Source organism: Sporosarcina sp. FSL K6-2383 (assembly GCF_038618305.1).
In the GTDB taxonomy this organism is placed as follows: Bacteria; Bacillota; Bacilli; order Bacillales_A; family Planococcaceae; genus Sporosarcina.
In genome coordinates this window covers 747356-760649 of the sequence record NZ_CP152017.1, presented here as the reverse complement: position 1 = coordinate 760649, position 13294 = coordinate 747356, and the positions used below count along the sequence as shown (strand labels likewise).

Here is a 13294-nt window from a genome sequence, read left to right as displayed (position 1 = left end):
TTTACCCATCAAGCCGTTACGGTGACGGTCACTTTAAACAAATCTCCATCGACTTCAATCGTCATATTCCCATTATGCAAATCGACGATGGATTGTGCGATGGCAAGACCAAGCCCTGAACCATCTGTATGACGCGATGTGTCCGCCCGCTTGAACCGTTCAAATAGTTCGTCGGTATTTTCACCAAGCTCATACTTCGTCACATTTTTCACAACGAACTCAGCACGATCTTCCACCTTACGCAACGTAATGTAAACGCGTGTTCCTGGCAACGTATACTTAATCGCATTGACAATTAAGTTATCCAGTACGCGCCACCAACGTTTGCCATCGACATAAGCTAAAAGCTCCGAATCTGGCATAGTCACCCTGAAATCCAATCCTGTTTTCGAAATTTCTTCTTCATGCTCTGCAAGGGCTTGTTGTAGTAATTGCGCCAAATCCACACGCTGTCGTTGCAATTCCAAGTTGCCACTCGCCATTTTTGATACTTCAAACAAATCCTCGATTAGGGTCTTCAAACGCTGTGATTTTTTGTCCAATACTGCGACATATTTCGTGCGCTCTTCTGCCGTCAGATCTTCATTTTTCAATAAATCCGTGTACGTAATGATTGACGTCAATGGCGTTCGTAAATCATGACTGACATTGGTAATCAATTCTGTTTTCAAACGTTCACTTTTCGCCTGTTCACTCATTGAATTACGGACACCTTCACGCAGATTATTCAAATTCTTGGCATGCTCTGCCAATGGAGATTTCCCCTCGATCTCAATTTCTTTGTGTAATCGACCAGCCGCCATCGCTTCTGTCGCCACCATAATCCGATTCAGGTACGCTGTTCTTCTCACGAAGATATACAAAATTGGCAATCCTACAAACAGTACAAGCGGAATATAAATGACAATCAAGTAAGGTTGAAATAAAACACCGAATAATCCAATTCCCGCAAGAAAAAAACCAATAAGCAGGAGGAACATTTGCATACCAATCTTCCAATTTAAAAACATGCCTTGCCAAGCTAGGATGAACTTCGCACTATAACTATTCTTAATATCCTGCTCCAATGCACCCTCGCCCTTTAAGCGTTCTACAAGTAGGACGAGCTGAAATACTATTGCCCACAAGATGCACGTCAATATGACAACCTGCATTCCTAGAATGACTCCATTTTCTAACCCATAATGTGAAAAGAACCCCAAATAACGGCCTACAACTTCCCCTACTAAGTTCCAGGCAATTCCGGCTGAAAATAATAACAACGCTGCTTTTAGGTCAATCTTTAGCCGATGATAACGTTCTACAAAACGACTTGTCGTGACCCATTCCTTGTTAAAGCGGGTGACCGTCAACAAAGCTACCAAAGCAAGCACACCAAGCGTCCAAATACCATATAGACTCAGCTGTCTTCGATTGTATTGTTCTATATTTCTACCAAGCGAGCCTTTCTTCAATGCACTTTGTGGCACAACAACAGTTCCCTCAAACTTCTTCATTGTTTGCGGCTGACTAGGCTCCAAAGCGGCGCCTTGCGCATGTTCTGTAGGTACCTCTGTATCCCTAAACGCGGATACCCCTTTTTCATAGACCTCAGGTTGATACCTATCATAATGAAAATCATTCGCCTGATCTGGTGCCGCTCGGAAATAACCTTCCTCTGCACTGAAAGTCTCTATATAGCCTGTCGTTACATTGATATCTCCTGAAGTAAACGTTTCTCCTGTCTGACTATCCGTCAATTCATAAACAACAGGAAAATAAAGATTTTCCTTAGCACTCTCAATGCGTCGCTGTAACTCATCTTCTAGCTGCTGCTCTTTACTCGCACGAATTTTCGCCTCTACATGTGCATCCGATTCAAAGTTTTTTCGAATGTCCTCAATCTTAGTATCGCGCTCTTTTATCAATGTCGATTTCAGATTTTCACTTTTCCCTGCTTCTGCATCTGCAATTCGCTGCGTATATTGCTCTTCAATACTGCCAACCTGCTCTGAGAGTGTTCCATAGTAATTACGATGCTCTTCGATCTCAGATTGGGTAACTGTAATTCGTGCTTTCTCTGCTTCTATATCAATCGGGTTCAAAAAAGCTTTCTTAAGATTGTCATAAAAGTTATTCATTTCCCATTGAAAATCATTCGACTCTACATAACTCTTTCCAACATAGCGTAAGTTGCCACCTGTCAATGACAATAAAGCCAATAAAAATATAACTACTAATGAAGTCCACATAACAATTTGCACACTATAATTCTTTTTCACCATCACACACTCCCCTTTATCAGCCGCGCAAGATAAGCTATCGCTCGACTCGACCTTTCCACACCATTGCCCACCAAGTCGATGATGTAGGAAAAGCAGTAGCCAATACTAACAACCGCAATTACCAGTGCAATAATCGACCAAACAATGGTGTAATCACTTTTCGATTTTGTAGCCAATGCCCCACACCACCTTTACGTATCTTGGATTTTTCGGATCTGCTTCGATTTTTTCACGGATTTTACGAATATGGACTGCGACGATATTTTCCGCATTGTACGCTTCCTCATTCCAAACACGTTCGTAGATTTCATTGATAGAAAAGACACGTCCTACATTTTTCATAAGCAGCTCTGTTATTTTAAATTCGATTGGCGTCAGCTTCACCGGATTACCATCAAGGGTAATTTCCTTCGCTTCCTCATCCAATATAAGTCCATCGATTTCAATCGTTTTCTGGCCATCATAAGTCCCCAATTGAACATAACGGCGTAATTGCGACTTGACCCGCGCCATCAGCTCCATTGGGTGAAATGGCTTCGTCACATAATCATCTGCACCGACAGACAAACCATGAATCTTATCCGAATCCTCCGCCTTGGCACTCAGCATAATAATCGGGATATTCCGCACTTCCCGAATTTTGAATGTCGCCGTAATGCCATCCATATTAGGCATCATAATATCGAGTATGAGTAGATGAACTTCATTCGCCTCTAATAACGCAAGCGCCTCTTGTCCATCTGCTGCCTTCAACACGTCATAACCTTCATTTTTCAAATAAATTTCAATGCCATCACGGATATCCTGATCGTCATCCGCCACGAGCACTTTGAACTTCGCCATCATCCGCACCTCGCTTTTCTCTATGATACCAATTGTAACGACCAAATCTTAACATTCATCCATTATAATTATGAAGAAATTCTTAAGATGAGATTTTACTTCATTCGCATAGGCACACAACAAAACAGCCTTCCTTATATGAAAGGAAGGCTTAGGGTTTATTCAAAAGTTCGTCATGATGACCACAGTTGCGTATTAATAATGTATTTTCTAGTTCACTATGGTACTCCCAGGAATTCCGAATATCCATATTGACACTAGCTTCAAAAATAGCTTTCGTTCCTTGTATCGGTTTTGTTCGTAATGAAGGATGAAATGGAGGTGAATCTGCTAATAGTACTAAACTTTCCTTAATAGCTTTTTGTTCATTTGGATGTAGTTTTTTATAGGATTTACGGAAACGACTTGTCATTTCAAGCTCGAACATTTAGTCTTCCTCTTCATCTAACCATGCAATTGCTTGATCAATTGCTAATGGTTTGCTCGTTTTACTATGCTCTATATCATATTGCGCTTCTTGTTCAGCCGCTTGCCATGCTTCTTTCCAAAACCACGCCTGATCCTTTGCTATTTCCATCATCGGAATGAGTACAATTCGGCCGTCTTCCACAGTTAGCTTAAAGTTATCATCTGTATGTAACTGCAACAGTTCAATAACTTCATTGGGTATTGTCACTTGACCTTTTGGGCGCAAACGGACATTTTTAGAGTACGTCTCTTCCATTTGGATTCCCCTTCTTTCATTCATATTCACTAATGGCATCAATCTAACCGCCTTCTTTCTAGTTTATTCAAATAAAGAAAAAATGATAATTAGATTATCCCGAAATCCTACTTTCATCATATTATTTTTCATTTTATTAATCAAGGTAGAGGAACTATTATCCATTTGATATACTGGAACGAATGGAAGAGGGGGAATCGTTCATGAAAGGACATTTTTTCTGGGTTGCTCTTAGCTTAATAGGCATCAGTTGGATGGCTAATTCTCTGTACGCTTACTCCAAACAGCTAGATGAGCCTATCTTTTTGGACCATTATATTGATATGGCGTATCAGGATCACCTATATGTAAGGTTTTTCTACTTGACGAATAAAAATGACACGTCTGTGATTAACTCCATGAATGCTGGTGACCTGAGTGCTTATCCAGAACAGTCGAATGGCTTTTTTAATAACACTCATCAAATCTATAATCACCAAGACTTCGGACGTTACGTGTTACGTAGTGTTGATGTGGAGTTTTACAACCCTTATGGGGATCAATTGGATTATGAAACAACAGAAATGGATGTTGTTTTTTCAGATGGTAGAGTCGTCACCACGCCTATCGGCCATCTTATGACACATCCACTCCATCTAAATACGAGGCCACTTGAACAAACAAGTTCCGGAAGCAACAACCATAACTTTAGCCAAAGCTACTATCGCGCGCTTGAACCATTGACCATCCATTCCGTTGAGCACTCATTCAAGGACGACCTGCAGGATGATTTCTTCATTAAAATGAATAGACCAAAAACTCCGCTAGACTCAAAGGCAGCAGAGGCCGATTTTCTAGATTCAATGGATCAGGAGTGGAATGACTTACCGGGGCTAAACTTAAGGAACGTTGCATTTCCCATTCAATTAAATGAACATGACAGAATCAGTATTCACAGTAAGTTCCCTACAAATTCGACAAAAGTTTTGAATGTAAATATCTATATGAAGGGTACAACGGAGTCAGGCAAGGACTTCACTACAACATCCGGCATCTTTACACAGCCTTATTTAGAAAAACAAGATGTCAAGGCTATTATCAAGGCAAAAACAAAGGGGGATACTGATGAATAAAGCATTGCAGTATCTATTCTGGGGATATCTTTTCATCTTTTTCCGCATTCAAATTGGGATTGATTGGTTTGCTGATCCGCTGGGCTATGTATTCATTGCTTCGGGATGTTTACTGCTACTCAAGCAATACCCACAGGCTAAAAAAGCAAGATTTGTGGCGATAATTGGGGCTATTATTTCGATTCCAGCTATTTTCGTTGACCTTTCAGCACCTTATCTTGGCGCGTGGGAACCCTATGCAATAGCACTATCTTTCCTCAAATTAATTGTCGCTTATTTTTTATTCGCCATTCTAAAAAGCATCGTCGCAGACTCTGGTAATCAGGCGCTCATCCAGCGAACGAAAAGCGTCTATACATTTTATATCGCTATCCAGCTGGCAGTACTATTCCTCATGTCTTTCTCCATGAACATGCCCGAATATCCTTGGATGACGATAGTGGTTGCCTTTACGATAGGCGCCTTGGTTGTGGATATCGCATTTTTACTCCTACTGGGAGCCATTCGACGCGCGGTACCTGTTACGGATATAAGGATTTGATTTGAGCAGTACAAATAGACAGGGAGCTATTCATGCTCTCTGTCTATTATTTTTTCTCCCACCTAATGTCAATACAAGTATGCCACCGAGCAGGAGCGCAACCCCCATCCACGATGTCATATTCAGCTGCTCACCAACGACAAGGACACTTAATACAGCCGCAGTCAATGGTTCTGCAAGTGACAATGTGACTGCCGACGATGACGGAATACGTTTCAATCCCGCGGAAAATAAAATGTATGCAATACTCGTCGTCGCAATTCCTAGATATAACACGACCGAAATTCCACGCCCTGTCAGCAAACCTTCCGTTTCGAATAAAAATAGAAAAGGTAACAGCATCATGGCACTCATCGAAAAGATTACCGCAACAGCGGGTACAGTATCCACCTTGGCAAGTATGTCTTTATTGACAAGCGTATAAAATGCAAACAATAACCCAGCCCCCAATGACATGGCGACCCCAATTGGATTAACCACGATGCCCTCTTTATTTAAAAAGAGCAATGCACAGCCAATAATGGCAAGCGCTGTTGCCATCAGCCATACTCCTGTCGGACGACGTTTTACGAGCAACCATTCAATAATACCCGAAAATACAGGCGCACTACCGATGGTGACAACCGTTCCGATGGCCACGCCTGTTAATCGAACTGAAGAAAAGAATAAATACTGGAAAACCGCCATCGAAATAGCCGCATATACTGTCGATTTCCACGGCCAATTTCGGAAGTTGATCTTACGAAGGATTAGTAAAATGATGAGCAATGAAAATCCACCAACCGCAAGTCTCGACGCCCCTACCGCTAGCGGATGAATCGTTTGTGGCATAAACGTCTGCGCAGTGCCGGTTGTTCCCCAAAGGATTGCTCCGAGCAGTACGACTAAGTATGAAATGCGCTGTGACACTGTAACCCTCCTCCTATAAATCAACTACAAAAAAGCCCTTGCAAAGTTGTTATTTGCACAAGAGCTTTTAAGAAAGTGTGTTTAAACGCTTAACTGCATTTTTATAAACTTCATTCTCTTCGCGCTTTCCTATGGCAATAATTTCAGCGATTTCAGCTTTATCAGCAACAATCCGATAAACAATTCGGATGCCAATTTTCTTAAACTTGATTTTTCTACATCCAATTAGATTGGATTGCTGCTTTTTTGTGAGTTCTTCTCCAAGTTCGTCCGCTCGCAACTCCATTTTCGCAATTGCAATATCCACAAACCTTTTTACTGACCCATCTAACTTCTGATAATCCTCTTTAGCTTCTTGTATGAATACAACATCAAACTTTTTCATCATCATTCAAACAAATCTTCATCCGCTATAGTATTCGGATCAATTTTTCGAAACTCCCCATACTCAGCATCGCCCATAACTTCTTGAAGACTATATCGATTAGTAGGATTTTCATCCGCCTGCTGAACACGAATCGAGAGGTTATATTCTCGTGTCATTTCGCGAAGGTATTCTAGCTCCATATACATCTTTTCATAATCCTCATAACTTTGTACAACCGAATCTATGCGATTATTTTCAGATATAAACTGTGGAATAACTTTTGCGTTTTTACGTACTTCTCCAAAACGTCTAGCAGCAACCGAGGCTGGGACGACTTGATCTACATTGAATTGTGGTTTCTCCATAACATCCACCTTCATTTCTTTCATCTCCTTTATAGTATGCTTGTATTACTTCAAATTATACAAGATATGACATCAAATAGACAGTCATATACTATGTTATATAGTGAGTGATATGTGATGCATCAGTAATGCTGAAAACACTTAATTATACATAAATATCTCTAACCATATACCAAACAAAAACTGTATGCTACACTGTTAGACAGGCTTTTCACCACGTGGTTCATCAACCATCCCACGTAAAAAAACTAGGAGGAATTGAATAATGAAGGTTAAAACGTTGGCAACAAGCGGGATTATTGCTGCTTTGTATGTTGCCGTCACTTTACTAGTGGCACCATTCGGATTCACAAATGTGCAATTCCGTCTATCTGAGATGTTCAATCATCTCGTTGTCTTTAATAAGAAGTTCATCTTCGCTATTGTACTTGGTGTTTTTGTAGCGAATTTATTTTCACCACTTGGATTATATGATCTATTTTTTGGAGTAGCTCAATCGCTCATCGCACTGACGATTACGATTTTCTCTGCAAAATTTATTAGCGGAATTTTAAAGCGTATGTTATTCAATACAGCTGTGTTCACATTTTTAATGTGCATCATTGCATTTGAATTGAACCTCGCTTTGGAATTACCATTTCTATTCACTTGGTTAACTGTTGCAGTAGGTGAATTTGTCGTTATGGCTGTCGGGATTCCGATTATGCTTGCATTGAATAAACGATTGAATTTCGAAAAACTCATCTAATATTTCCCCTCTATTTCACTGTTCACACTTGAAGTAGGGGGGATTTTTAAGGAGGACTCTATGTATATCACAATCGAAGAAGCCGCTGAACACTTAGGGATGCCTATCATACAAATCCAGAAGTATGTGCGGGAAGGCCGCATTCGTTCAGTCCACGACGGTGAACAATTTTTGATTAATAAAGCTCAATTTGGTCTTTATTTTGAACAGCTTGAAGCCTTAAAACAACAAATTGACGACTGGCGTAACGAACCACTACCTCCCGATCGCGATATAAAAGACGAAGACTAAGAACTGGTTTAAGACGCCGACGTCCTTATCCAGTTTTTTCTAATTCGAGTTTATTCTCAAGCCGTTAAGGGTAAACTATTTCCGCCAAATGGTTGCTTTCATAATACTTTACTAGTATAGTTGAAAATTGTTTCTAAATGATGAGCAATTCAAGGGGGAAATATGAAGAAAATTTCAAATGTCTTTTATATCGCAGTCGGGTTGATTATTTTAGTCGTCATCTATGGCGCACTGTCACCTGAGAGCTTCGAAGCTGTTACGGCAAATGCTAAAAACTTCGTAGCATCACGTTTTGGTTGGTACTACATGTTACTCATGTCATTTATGGCTATACTTAGCGTCTACTTTATCTTTAGTCCATATGGCAATATCCGACTTGGCAAAGATACCGATCGACCACAGTTTTCAACAATTACTTGGATAGCCATGCTATTTTCAGCTGGAATGGGCATCGGGGTTGTATTTTACAGTGCTGCCGAGCCATTATCACATTTCGCTATCAGTCCGGCGACGGAAGATCCTAATACGGATGCTGCTTTTAAAGAAGCCCTGCGCCAGTCTTTCTTCCATTGGGGGTTCCACGTATGGGCCATGTATGGAGTTATTGCCTTATCACTCGCCTTCTTCCAGTTCCGTAAAGGGGAACCGGGATTAATTTCAGCAACATTGAAGCCGATATTCGGTAAAAAGATGGAAGGTCCTTGGGGCATTTTCATCGATGTGCTTGCCGTTTTCGCGACATCATTTGGAGTCGCTACGACTCTCGGCTTCGGTGCTGTTCAAATTAATGCAGGCCTTCACTATCTATTTGATATAACCATTAGCATTAAATCACAATTTGTTATCATTGCAGTTGTGACCGTTTTATTCGTCGCATCGGCATGGTCTGGCTTGAGTAAAGGCATCAAATACTTGTCGAATACGAACTTAGTATTGGCCTTCATTCTGCTAGGGCTCATTATCATTTTGGGACCTACGCTACTCATTTTTAATATGTTCACTGAATCACTCGGCGGCTACGTCGCCAACCTGATTCCGATGAGTTTTAGGACAGCACCATTGGATCCAGATAATCGGGAATGGCTCGATACTTGGACGATTTTCTATTGGGCATGGTGGATTTCATGGGCACCATTTGTCAGTATGTTCATCGCCCGCATTTCGAAAGGGCGTACCATCAGAGAATTCATGATCGGTGTGCTCGCTGCCCCTACATTACTCGGGACATTTTGGTTTTCGGCGTTTGGTACGACGGCAATTGATATCCAGAAAAAAGGACTCACTGATTTAACGATTCCTTCAACAGAGTTGACGATTTTTGAAATGTTTAACGTGATGCCGATGTCGCTCTTTATATCAGTTTTAGCGATCTTTTTAATTGCTTCATTCTTCATCACATCAGCCGATTCTGCGACATTTGTTCTCGGTATGCAGTCGACAAACGGTTCGTTGACACCGCCAAATAACGTCAAACTTACTTGGGGTATTATCCAATCTACAATTGCGATAATCCTGTTGTCCGTCAACGGACTGACCGCCCTACAAAACACCATTATCATCGCAGCGCTACCGTTTTCATTCGTCATGCTACTGATGATTGTGTCATTAATCAAGGCGTTAAAGGCTGAATTGAAGTTGATAAAGTCGAAGAAGGATTAACCCTTCACATTTTTTAGAAAACTCAGCGATTGCCGAGCCTGAAAGGCGACAGCAGAGCCGTAGTTGCTCTTATAAGGTCATCAACGAACTTATACTTTCTGACGTTACAAAATAAACGAACCGCCAAGAGATCATCTCCGGCGGTTCGTTTTATGTTCAATTCGATACAGTTACTACCTCACGTTTCCCGATAACCTGCAAGAGATCCCCAACCATTGCGCTGCCTGTCGGATACATCCCTGCACCAGGACCAATGAGTGTTAGCGACCCGAGATGGTCTGTGTCTACTATAATTGCATTATCTACACCATCAACGCCATACAACGGATGGTCCGCGCCAATCAGTACAGGACCTACACTGCCACGTAAGATGCCATCCTCATCTATTGAAATATCAGCAATATGACGATAACGTAATTTCCCCTTCGATGCATCCTGCACACCTTCAGTTGTTGCCCCATCAATGCCAACAATCGGCACGTCTTGCCAATCGGGTTGACGTCCAAATGCTAATGCACTTAAAATCATCAGTTTTCGGAACGCATCCATTCCACTTACATCATCTGTCGGATCAGCTTCCGCATAGCCTAATTGCTGTGCTTCATGCAATGCGGCTTTAAATGGAATTTCTTCCTCTCGCATTTTCGTCAGGATGAAATTCGATGTGCCATTCAAAATTCCTCGAATACGTCGCACACGATCTGCCGGCAACAAGCTCGTAATCGTCCGGATAATCGGTACGCCGCCTGCTGTGGTTGCTTCATAGCGCGCTTGAACACCATGGGCTTCCGCATGTTTGACGAGCGCGGGGCCATGTTTGGCAAACATCGCTTTATTGGCAGTAATGACATGATAGCCTTTGTCAATTGCTTCTATTAAATAGCTAAATGCCGGTTCTTCACCAACAATTGCTTCAAAAATGACGTCGATGTCCGGATTCAACAAAATCTCTTGGACATCAGTTGTAATGACTGTCCCAACTGTTACACGACGTTCTTTCGACTTATCACGCACAAGGATAGACACGATGTCAATCGTATGCCCCGTTTCTTGCCGAATCTCTTCTTTTCTTTCATTTAAAATCCTATAAATCCCTTCGCCTACAGTGCCGAAACCGAGTATAGCGACTTTGATTGACGGCATACCGCCACCTCCATGAATTGCTTAATAATAAGTCCCCATTTGTCGAATTCAGTTAAAAATCCATCCTGCTCGGATTGTGTATTGACGAGAACATAGCTTGAATCTTCAACAAGATGTGCAAACGCCTGAATCTCTTCCGTTGGATAAATCAAATCATTCGTAAATGCGAATGCCACTACTTTTGCAGAGAATTGGCGAGAAGCGTTCGCGATGCCTCCACGTCCACGACCAATATCATGGGTATTCATAGCACCGAGCAGTGTGTAATAACTATTCGGATCAAAGTGTTTTACTAAAGCTGGTCCTGTATACACATCATTGCCGAAACCTATATCACTACCTATCGCCTGCAAGCCAACCCCATACGCACTTAGCGTTGGTGTAGCTGCAATCGGTACGAGTACATCCATATCATCTGCATATAAAATACCCCATTCTAAGACTCGCATACCACCAAGCGAAGCACCAATCACCGCGCGTAGTCGATCTACTCCTAGTACCGTTAGCGCTTTGCGCTCCGCATGTACCATATCCCGAATGGTCACTTCTGGAAATAACTCGTCATAAGGTGCCCCGGTAGATGGATTGATAGATGACGGTCCCGTCGATCCATCACATCCTCCAAGCACATTGAACGAGATGACCGAGAATTGATTGGTATCGATACTTTTCCCTTGACCTACAAGGCCACTCCACCAGCCTGGATTTTTATCCGTTCCAATGGTTTCATGATTTCCCGTCAATGCGTGGCAAATAAGGACAGTTTGTGCCTCTGGTCTACCTATTCTTTCATAGGCTAGCTGAACATTTTCTAGCATAATGCCCGACTCCAATTGTAAGCTTCCAATGTTCACAAATCCTGTCCCCATGCCCGTCACGCTCCTTGTTATTTTATCGGGTATAATTTTATGCTTTGACTGGAACTGCCTTATCAATGGCCTGTGCAAGATCCGCGATAATATCTTCTACCGCTTCCAGTCCAACTGATAGGCGGATCAATTCTTCTTTGACGCCAGCTTCTTCAAGTCCCTCTGCGGATAGCTGCTGATGCGTTGTTGAAGCCGGATGAATAATAAGTGATTTTGCATCTCCAACGTTCGCAACATGCGACCAAATGTTAACATTATCGATCAAGTTACGACCCGCTTCGCGTCCACCTTTAATACCGAAGACGATAATTGAACCAAAACCATTTTTCAAATATTTTTTCGCATTGTTAGCTGAAGGATGATTTTCAAGACCCGTATACGTTACCCACTCCACTGACGGATGTTGCTTCAAATAATCTGCCACTTTAAGCGCATTGGCATTATGTTTTTCCACACGTAAATGTAATGTTTCAAGTCCTTGTAAGAAAGCAAATGCATTATCCGGACTCAAGCATGGTCCGAAATCACGAAGCGCTTGAACGCGTAACTTCGTCGCAAATGCTGCACCCGCTGCATCAATACCATAACGAATACCATGGTACGTTTCATCTGGCTCTGTGAAACCAGGGAATCTTCCTTGTGTCCAATCAAATTTCCCAGAGTCAATCGCGACACCCCCGATAGACGTTCCATGTCCACCAATCCATTTCGTTGCAGAATGAATAACAACGTCTGCCCCAAAATCAATAGGGTTCGAACCATAAGGTGATGGGAATGTATTATCAATAAGTAGTGGAATTCCATTGTCATGTGCGATATTCGCAACTGCTTCAATATCAAGCACATGAAGGCTTGGATTACCAATTGTTTCAGCAAAAATCGCTTTTGTTTTATCTGTAATGGCTGCACGGAAGTTTTCAGGGTCCGTCGCATCCACAAATTTTACGTTAATGCCATAGCGTGGCAGTGATACTGCGAATAAATTATAAGTACCTCCGTACAAATTACTCGCAGCTACGATTTCATCGCCAGCACCTGCTATATTTAAAATCGAAAACGCAATAGCTGCCATTCCTGATGATAATGCAACTGCCGCCGTTCCACCTTCCAATAGAGCTACACGCTTTTCAAAAACGTCGACCGTTGGATTCATAATACGAGAATAAATATTACCCGCTTCCTTCAAAGCGAACAAATTTTGTGCATGTTCTGTGTCACGGAATACGAAAGAGGTTGTTCTATGAATCGGCACCGCGCGTGATCCTGTCACCGGGTCTGGCTCTTGGCCACCATGTAGAAGAAGTGTTTCGGGTTGAAGTTTTGTCATTGTCATTACCTCCAGTAGTTTTTTAGATGGATATTTTTTGAATACGTGCGGAGGCGTCGGGGATATTCTTTTAGGAATAAAAAATAACCCCCTTCGCTTAACGCTAAGAAGAGGGTTACGCTTTCGCTTATT

16 protein-coding genes and 1 riboswitch are annotated in these 13294 nt (G+C 41.9%); of the genes, 5 read left to right on the top strand and 11 right to left on the bottom strand.

The window, feature by feature from the left end:
• Positions 1-8: 8 nt before the first annotated feature.
• From MKZ10_RS04045 to MKZ10_RS04025, 5 genes are all read right to left on the bottom strand, one after another.
• A complete protein-coding gene (locus MKZ10_RS04045) occupies positions 9-2264 on the bottom strand; it encodes an MFS domain-containing histidine kinase (RefSeq protein ID WP_342508100.1) in 2256 nt (751 codons plus the stop codon).
• Positions 2264-2440 carry a hypothetical protein gene (locus tag MKZ10_RS04040; protein WP_342508098.1) on the bottom strand — a complete coding sequence of 59 codons (177 nt, stop codon included), beginning with the start codon at positions 2438-2440 and terminating at the stop codon, positions 2264-2266. The genes MKZ10_RS04045 and MKZ10_RS04040 overlap by 1 nt, the downstream gene beginning before the upstream one ends.
• Complete coding sequence (locus MKZ10_RS04035) at positions 2418-3107, bottom strand: response regulator transcription factor (RefSeq protein WP_342510000.1); 690 nt, start codon at positions 3105-3107, stop codon at positions 2418-2420. Before MKZ10_RS04035 ends, MKZ10_RS04040 begins: the two co-directional genes overlap by 23 nt.
• Before the next feature lie 151 nt (positions 3108-3258).
• The gene (locus MKZ10_RS04030; protein WP_342508096.1) at positions 3259-3534 is read right to left on the bottom strand and encodes a cytotoxin; all 276 of its coding nucleotides are present in this window, start codon (positions 3532-3534) and stop codon (positions 3259-3261) included.
• Positions 3535-3870 carry an AbrB/MazE/SpoVT family DNA-binding domain-containing protein gene (locus tag MKZ10_RS04025; protein ID WP_342508095.1) on the bottom strand — a complete coding sequence of 112 codons (336 nt, stop codon included), beginning with the start codon at positions 3868-3870 and terminating at the stop codon, positions 3535-3537.
• Positions 3871-4034: 164 nt separating this feature from the next.
• On the opposite strand from MKZ10_RS04025, the gene MKZ10_RS04020 reads away from it, so the two are divergent.
• Positions 4035-4943, top strand: a complete 909-nt coding sequence (locus MKZ10_RS04020) for a hypothetical protein (RefSeq protein WP_342508093.1) — start codon at positions 4035-4037, stop codon at positions 4941-4943.
• Positions 4936-5484 (top strand): hypothetical protein, encoded by a 549-nt coding sequence (locus tag MKZ10_RS04015; protein ID WP_342508091.1) that lies wholly within the window; start codon positions 4936-4938, stop codon positions 5482-5484. The genes MKZ10_RS04020 and MKZ10_RS04015 overlap by 8 nt, the downstream gene beginning before the upstream one ends.
• 30 nt (positions 5485-5514) lie before the next feature.
• On the opposite strand, the gene MKZ10_RS04010 is transcribed toward MKZ10_RS04015, so the two are convergent.
• From MKZ10_RS04010 to MKZ10_RS04000, 3 genes are all read right to left on the bottom strand, one after another.
• Positions 5515-6393, bottom strand: coding sequence for an EamA family transporter (locus tag MKZ10_RS04010; protein WP_342508089.1), 879 nt, complete (start codon positions 6391-6393; stop codon positions 5515-5517).
• 67 nt (positions 6394-6460) lie between these two features.
• The gene (locus tag MKZ10_RS04005) at positions 6461-6784 is read right to left on the bottom strand and encodes an addiction module toxin RelE (RefSeq protein WP_342508087.1); all 324 of its coding nucleotides are present in this window, start codon (positions 6782-6784) and stop codon (positions 6461-6463) included.
• Complete coding sequence (locus MKZ10_RS04000) at positions 6781-7140, bottom strand: hypothetical protein (protein WP_342508085.1); 360 nt, start codon at positions 7138-7140, stop codon at positions 6781-6783. Before MKZ10_RS04000 ends, MKZ10_RS04005 begins: the two co-directional genes overlap by 4 nt.
• Positions 7141-7337: 197 nt before the next feature.
• A riboswitch (PreQ1 riboswitch) is annotated at positions 7338-7383 on the top strand.
• A 7-nt stretch (positions 7384-7390) separates the two neighbouring features.
• Here MKZ10_RS04000 and MKZ10_RS03995 point away from each other — a divergent pair.
• The 3 genes from MKZ10_RS03995 to MKZ10_RS03985 all read left to right on the top strand — a co-directional run bounded on the left by MKZ10_RS03995 (position 7391) and on the right by MKZ10_RS03985 (position 9823).
• Complete coding sequence (locus MKZ10_RS03995) at positions 7391-7873, top strand: QueT transporter family protein (protein ID WP_342508083.1); 483 nt, start codon at positions 7391-7393, stop codon at positions 7871-7873.
• Between the two features lie 60 nt (positions 7874-7933).
• Positions 7934-8164 carry an excisionase family DNA-binding protein gene (locus tag MKZ10_RS03990; protein WP_342508081.1) on the top strand — a complete coding sequence of 77 codons (231 nt, stop codon included), beginning with the start codon at positions 7934-7936 and terminating at the stop codon, positions 8162-8164.
• 162 nt (positions 8165-8326) lie between these two features.
• Positions 8327-9823 carry a BCCT family transporter gene (locus tag MKZ10_RS03985; RefSeq protein ID WP_342508079.1) on the top strand — a complete coding sequence of 499 codons (1497 nt, stop codon included), beginning with the start codon at positions 8327-8329 and terminating at the stop codon, positions 9821-9823.
• 156 nt (positions 9824-9979) lie between these two features.
• Here MKZ10_RS03985 and MKZ10_RS03980 read toward each other — a convergent pair whose 3' ends face one another.
• From MKZ10_RS03980 to MKZ10_RS03970, 3 genes are read right to left on the bottom strand one after another with little or no spacing between them, the layout of a single operon-like run.
• On the bottom strand, positions 9980-10966 hold the full coding sequence (locus MKZ10_RS03980) for a homoserine dehydrogenase (protein ID WP_342508077.1): 987 nt from the start codon (positions 10964-10966) through the stop codon (positions 9980-9982).
• Positions 10924-11835, bottom strand: coding sequence for an alpha/beta fold hydrolase (locus MKZ10_RS03975; RefSeq protein WP_342508076.1), 912 nt, complete (start codon positions 11833-11835; stop codon positions 10924-10926). Before MKZ10_RS03975 ends, MKZ10_RS03980 begins: the two co-directional genes overlap by 43 nt.
• Before the next feature lie 37 nt (positions 11836-11872).
• On the bottom strand, positions 11873-13162 hold the full coding sequence (locus MKZ10_RS03970) for an O-acetylhomoserine aminocarboxypropyltransferase/cysteine synthase family protein (protein ID WP_342508074.1): 1290 nt from the start codon (positions 13160-13162) through the stop codon (positions 11873-11875).
• Positions 13163-13294: the final 132 nt, after the last annotated feature.

Excerpts from the sequence above, each read along its gene's own strand:
- MKZ10_RS04045 (WP_342508100.1), bottom strand. The coding sequence starts at position 2,264 with ATGGTGAAAAAGAATTATAGTGTGCAAATTGTTATGTGGACTTCATTA.
- MKZ10_RS04035 (WP_342510000.1), bottom strand. The coding sequence starts at position 3,107 with ATGGCGAAGTTCAAAGTGCTCGTGGCGGATGACGATCAGGATATCCGT.
- MKZ10_RS04030 (WP_342508096.1), bottom strand. The coding sequence starts at position 3,534 with ATGTTCGAGCTTGAAATGACAAGTCGTTTCCGTAAATCCTATAAAAAA.
- MKZ10_RS04025 (WP_342508095.1), bottom strand. The coding sequence starts at position 3,870 with ATGCCATTAGTGAATATGAATGAAAGAAGGGGAATCCAAATGGAAGAG.
- MKZ10_RS04020 (WP_342508093.1), top strand. The coding sequence starts at position 4,035 with ATGAAAGGACATTTTTTCTGGGTTGCTCTTAGCTTAATAGGCATCAGT.
- MKZ10_RS04015 (WP_342508091.1), top strand. The coding sequence starts at position 4,936 with ATGAATAAAGCATTGCAGTATCTATTCTGGGGATATCTTTTCATCTTT.
- MKZ10_RS04005 (WP_342508087.1), bottom strand. The coding sequence starts at position 6,784 with ATGATGATGAAAAAGTTTGATGTTGTATTCATACAAGAAGCTAAAGAG.
- MKZ10_RS04000 (WP_342508085.1), bottom strand. The coding sequence starts at position 7,140 with ATGAAGGTGGATGTTATGGAGAAACCACAATTCAATGTAGATCAAGTC.
- MKZ10_RS03995 (WP_342508083.1), top strand. The coding sequence starts at position 7,391 with ATGAAGGTTAAAACGTTGGCAACAAGCGGGATTATTGCTGCTTTGTAT.
- MKZ10_RS03990 (WP_342508081.1), top strand. The coding sequence starts at position 7,934 with ATGTATATCACAATCGAAGAAGCCGCTGAACACTTAGGGATGCCTATC.
- MKZ10_RS03985 (WP_342508079.1), top strand. The coding sequence starts at position 8,327 with ATGAAGAAAATTTCAAATGTCTTTTATATCGCAGTCGGGTTGATTATT.
- MKZ10_RS03980 (WP_342508077.1), bottom strand. The coding sequence starts at position 10,966 with ATGCCGTCAATCAAAGTCGCTATACTCGGTTTCGGCACTGTAGGCGAA.
- MKZ10_RS03975 (WP_342508076.1), bottom strand. The coding sequence starts at position 11,835 with ATGGGGACAGGATTTGTGAACATTGGAAGCTTACAATTGGAGTCGGGC.
- MKZ10_RS03970 (WP_342508074.1), bottom strand. The coding sequence starts at position 13,162 with ATGACAAAACTTCAACCCGAAACACTTCTTCTACATGGTGGCCAAGAG.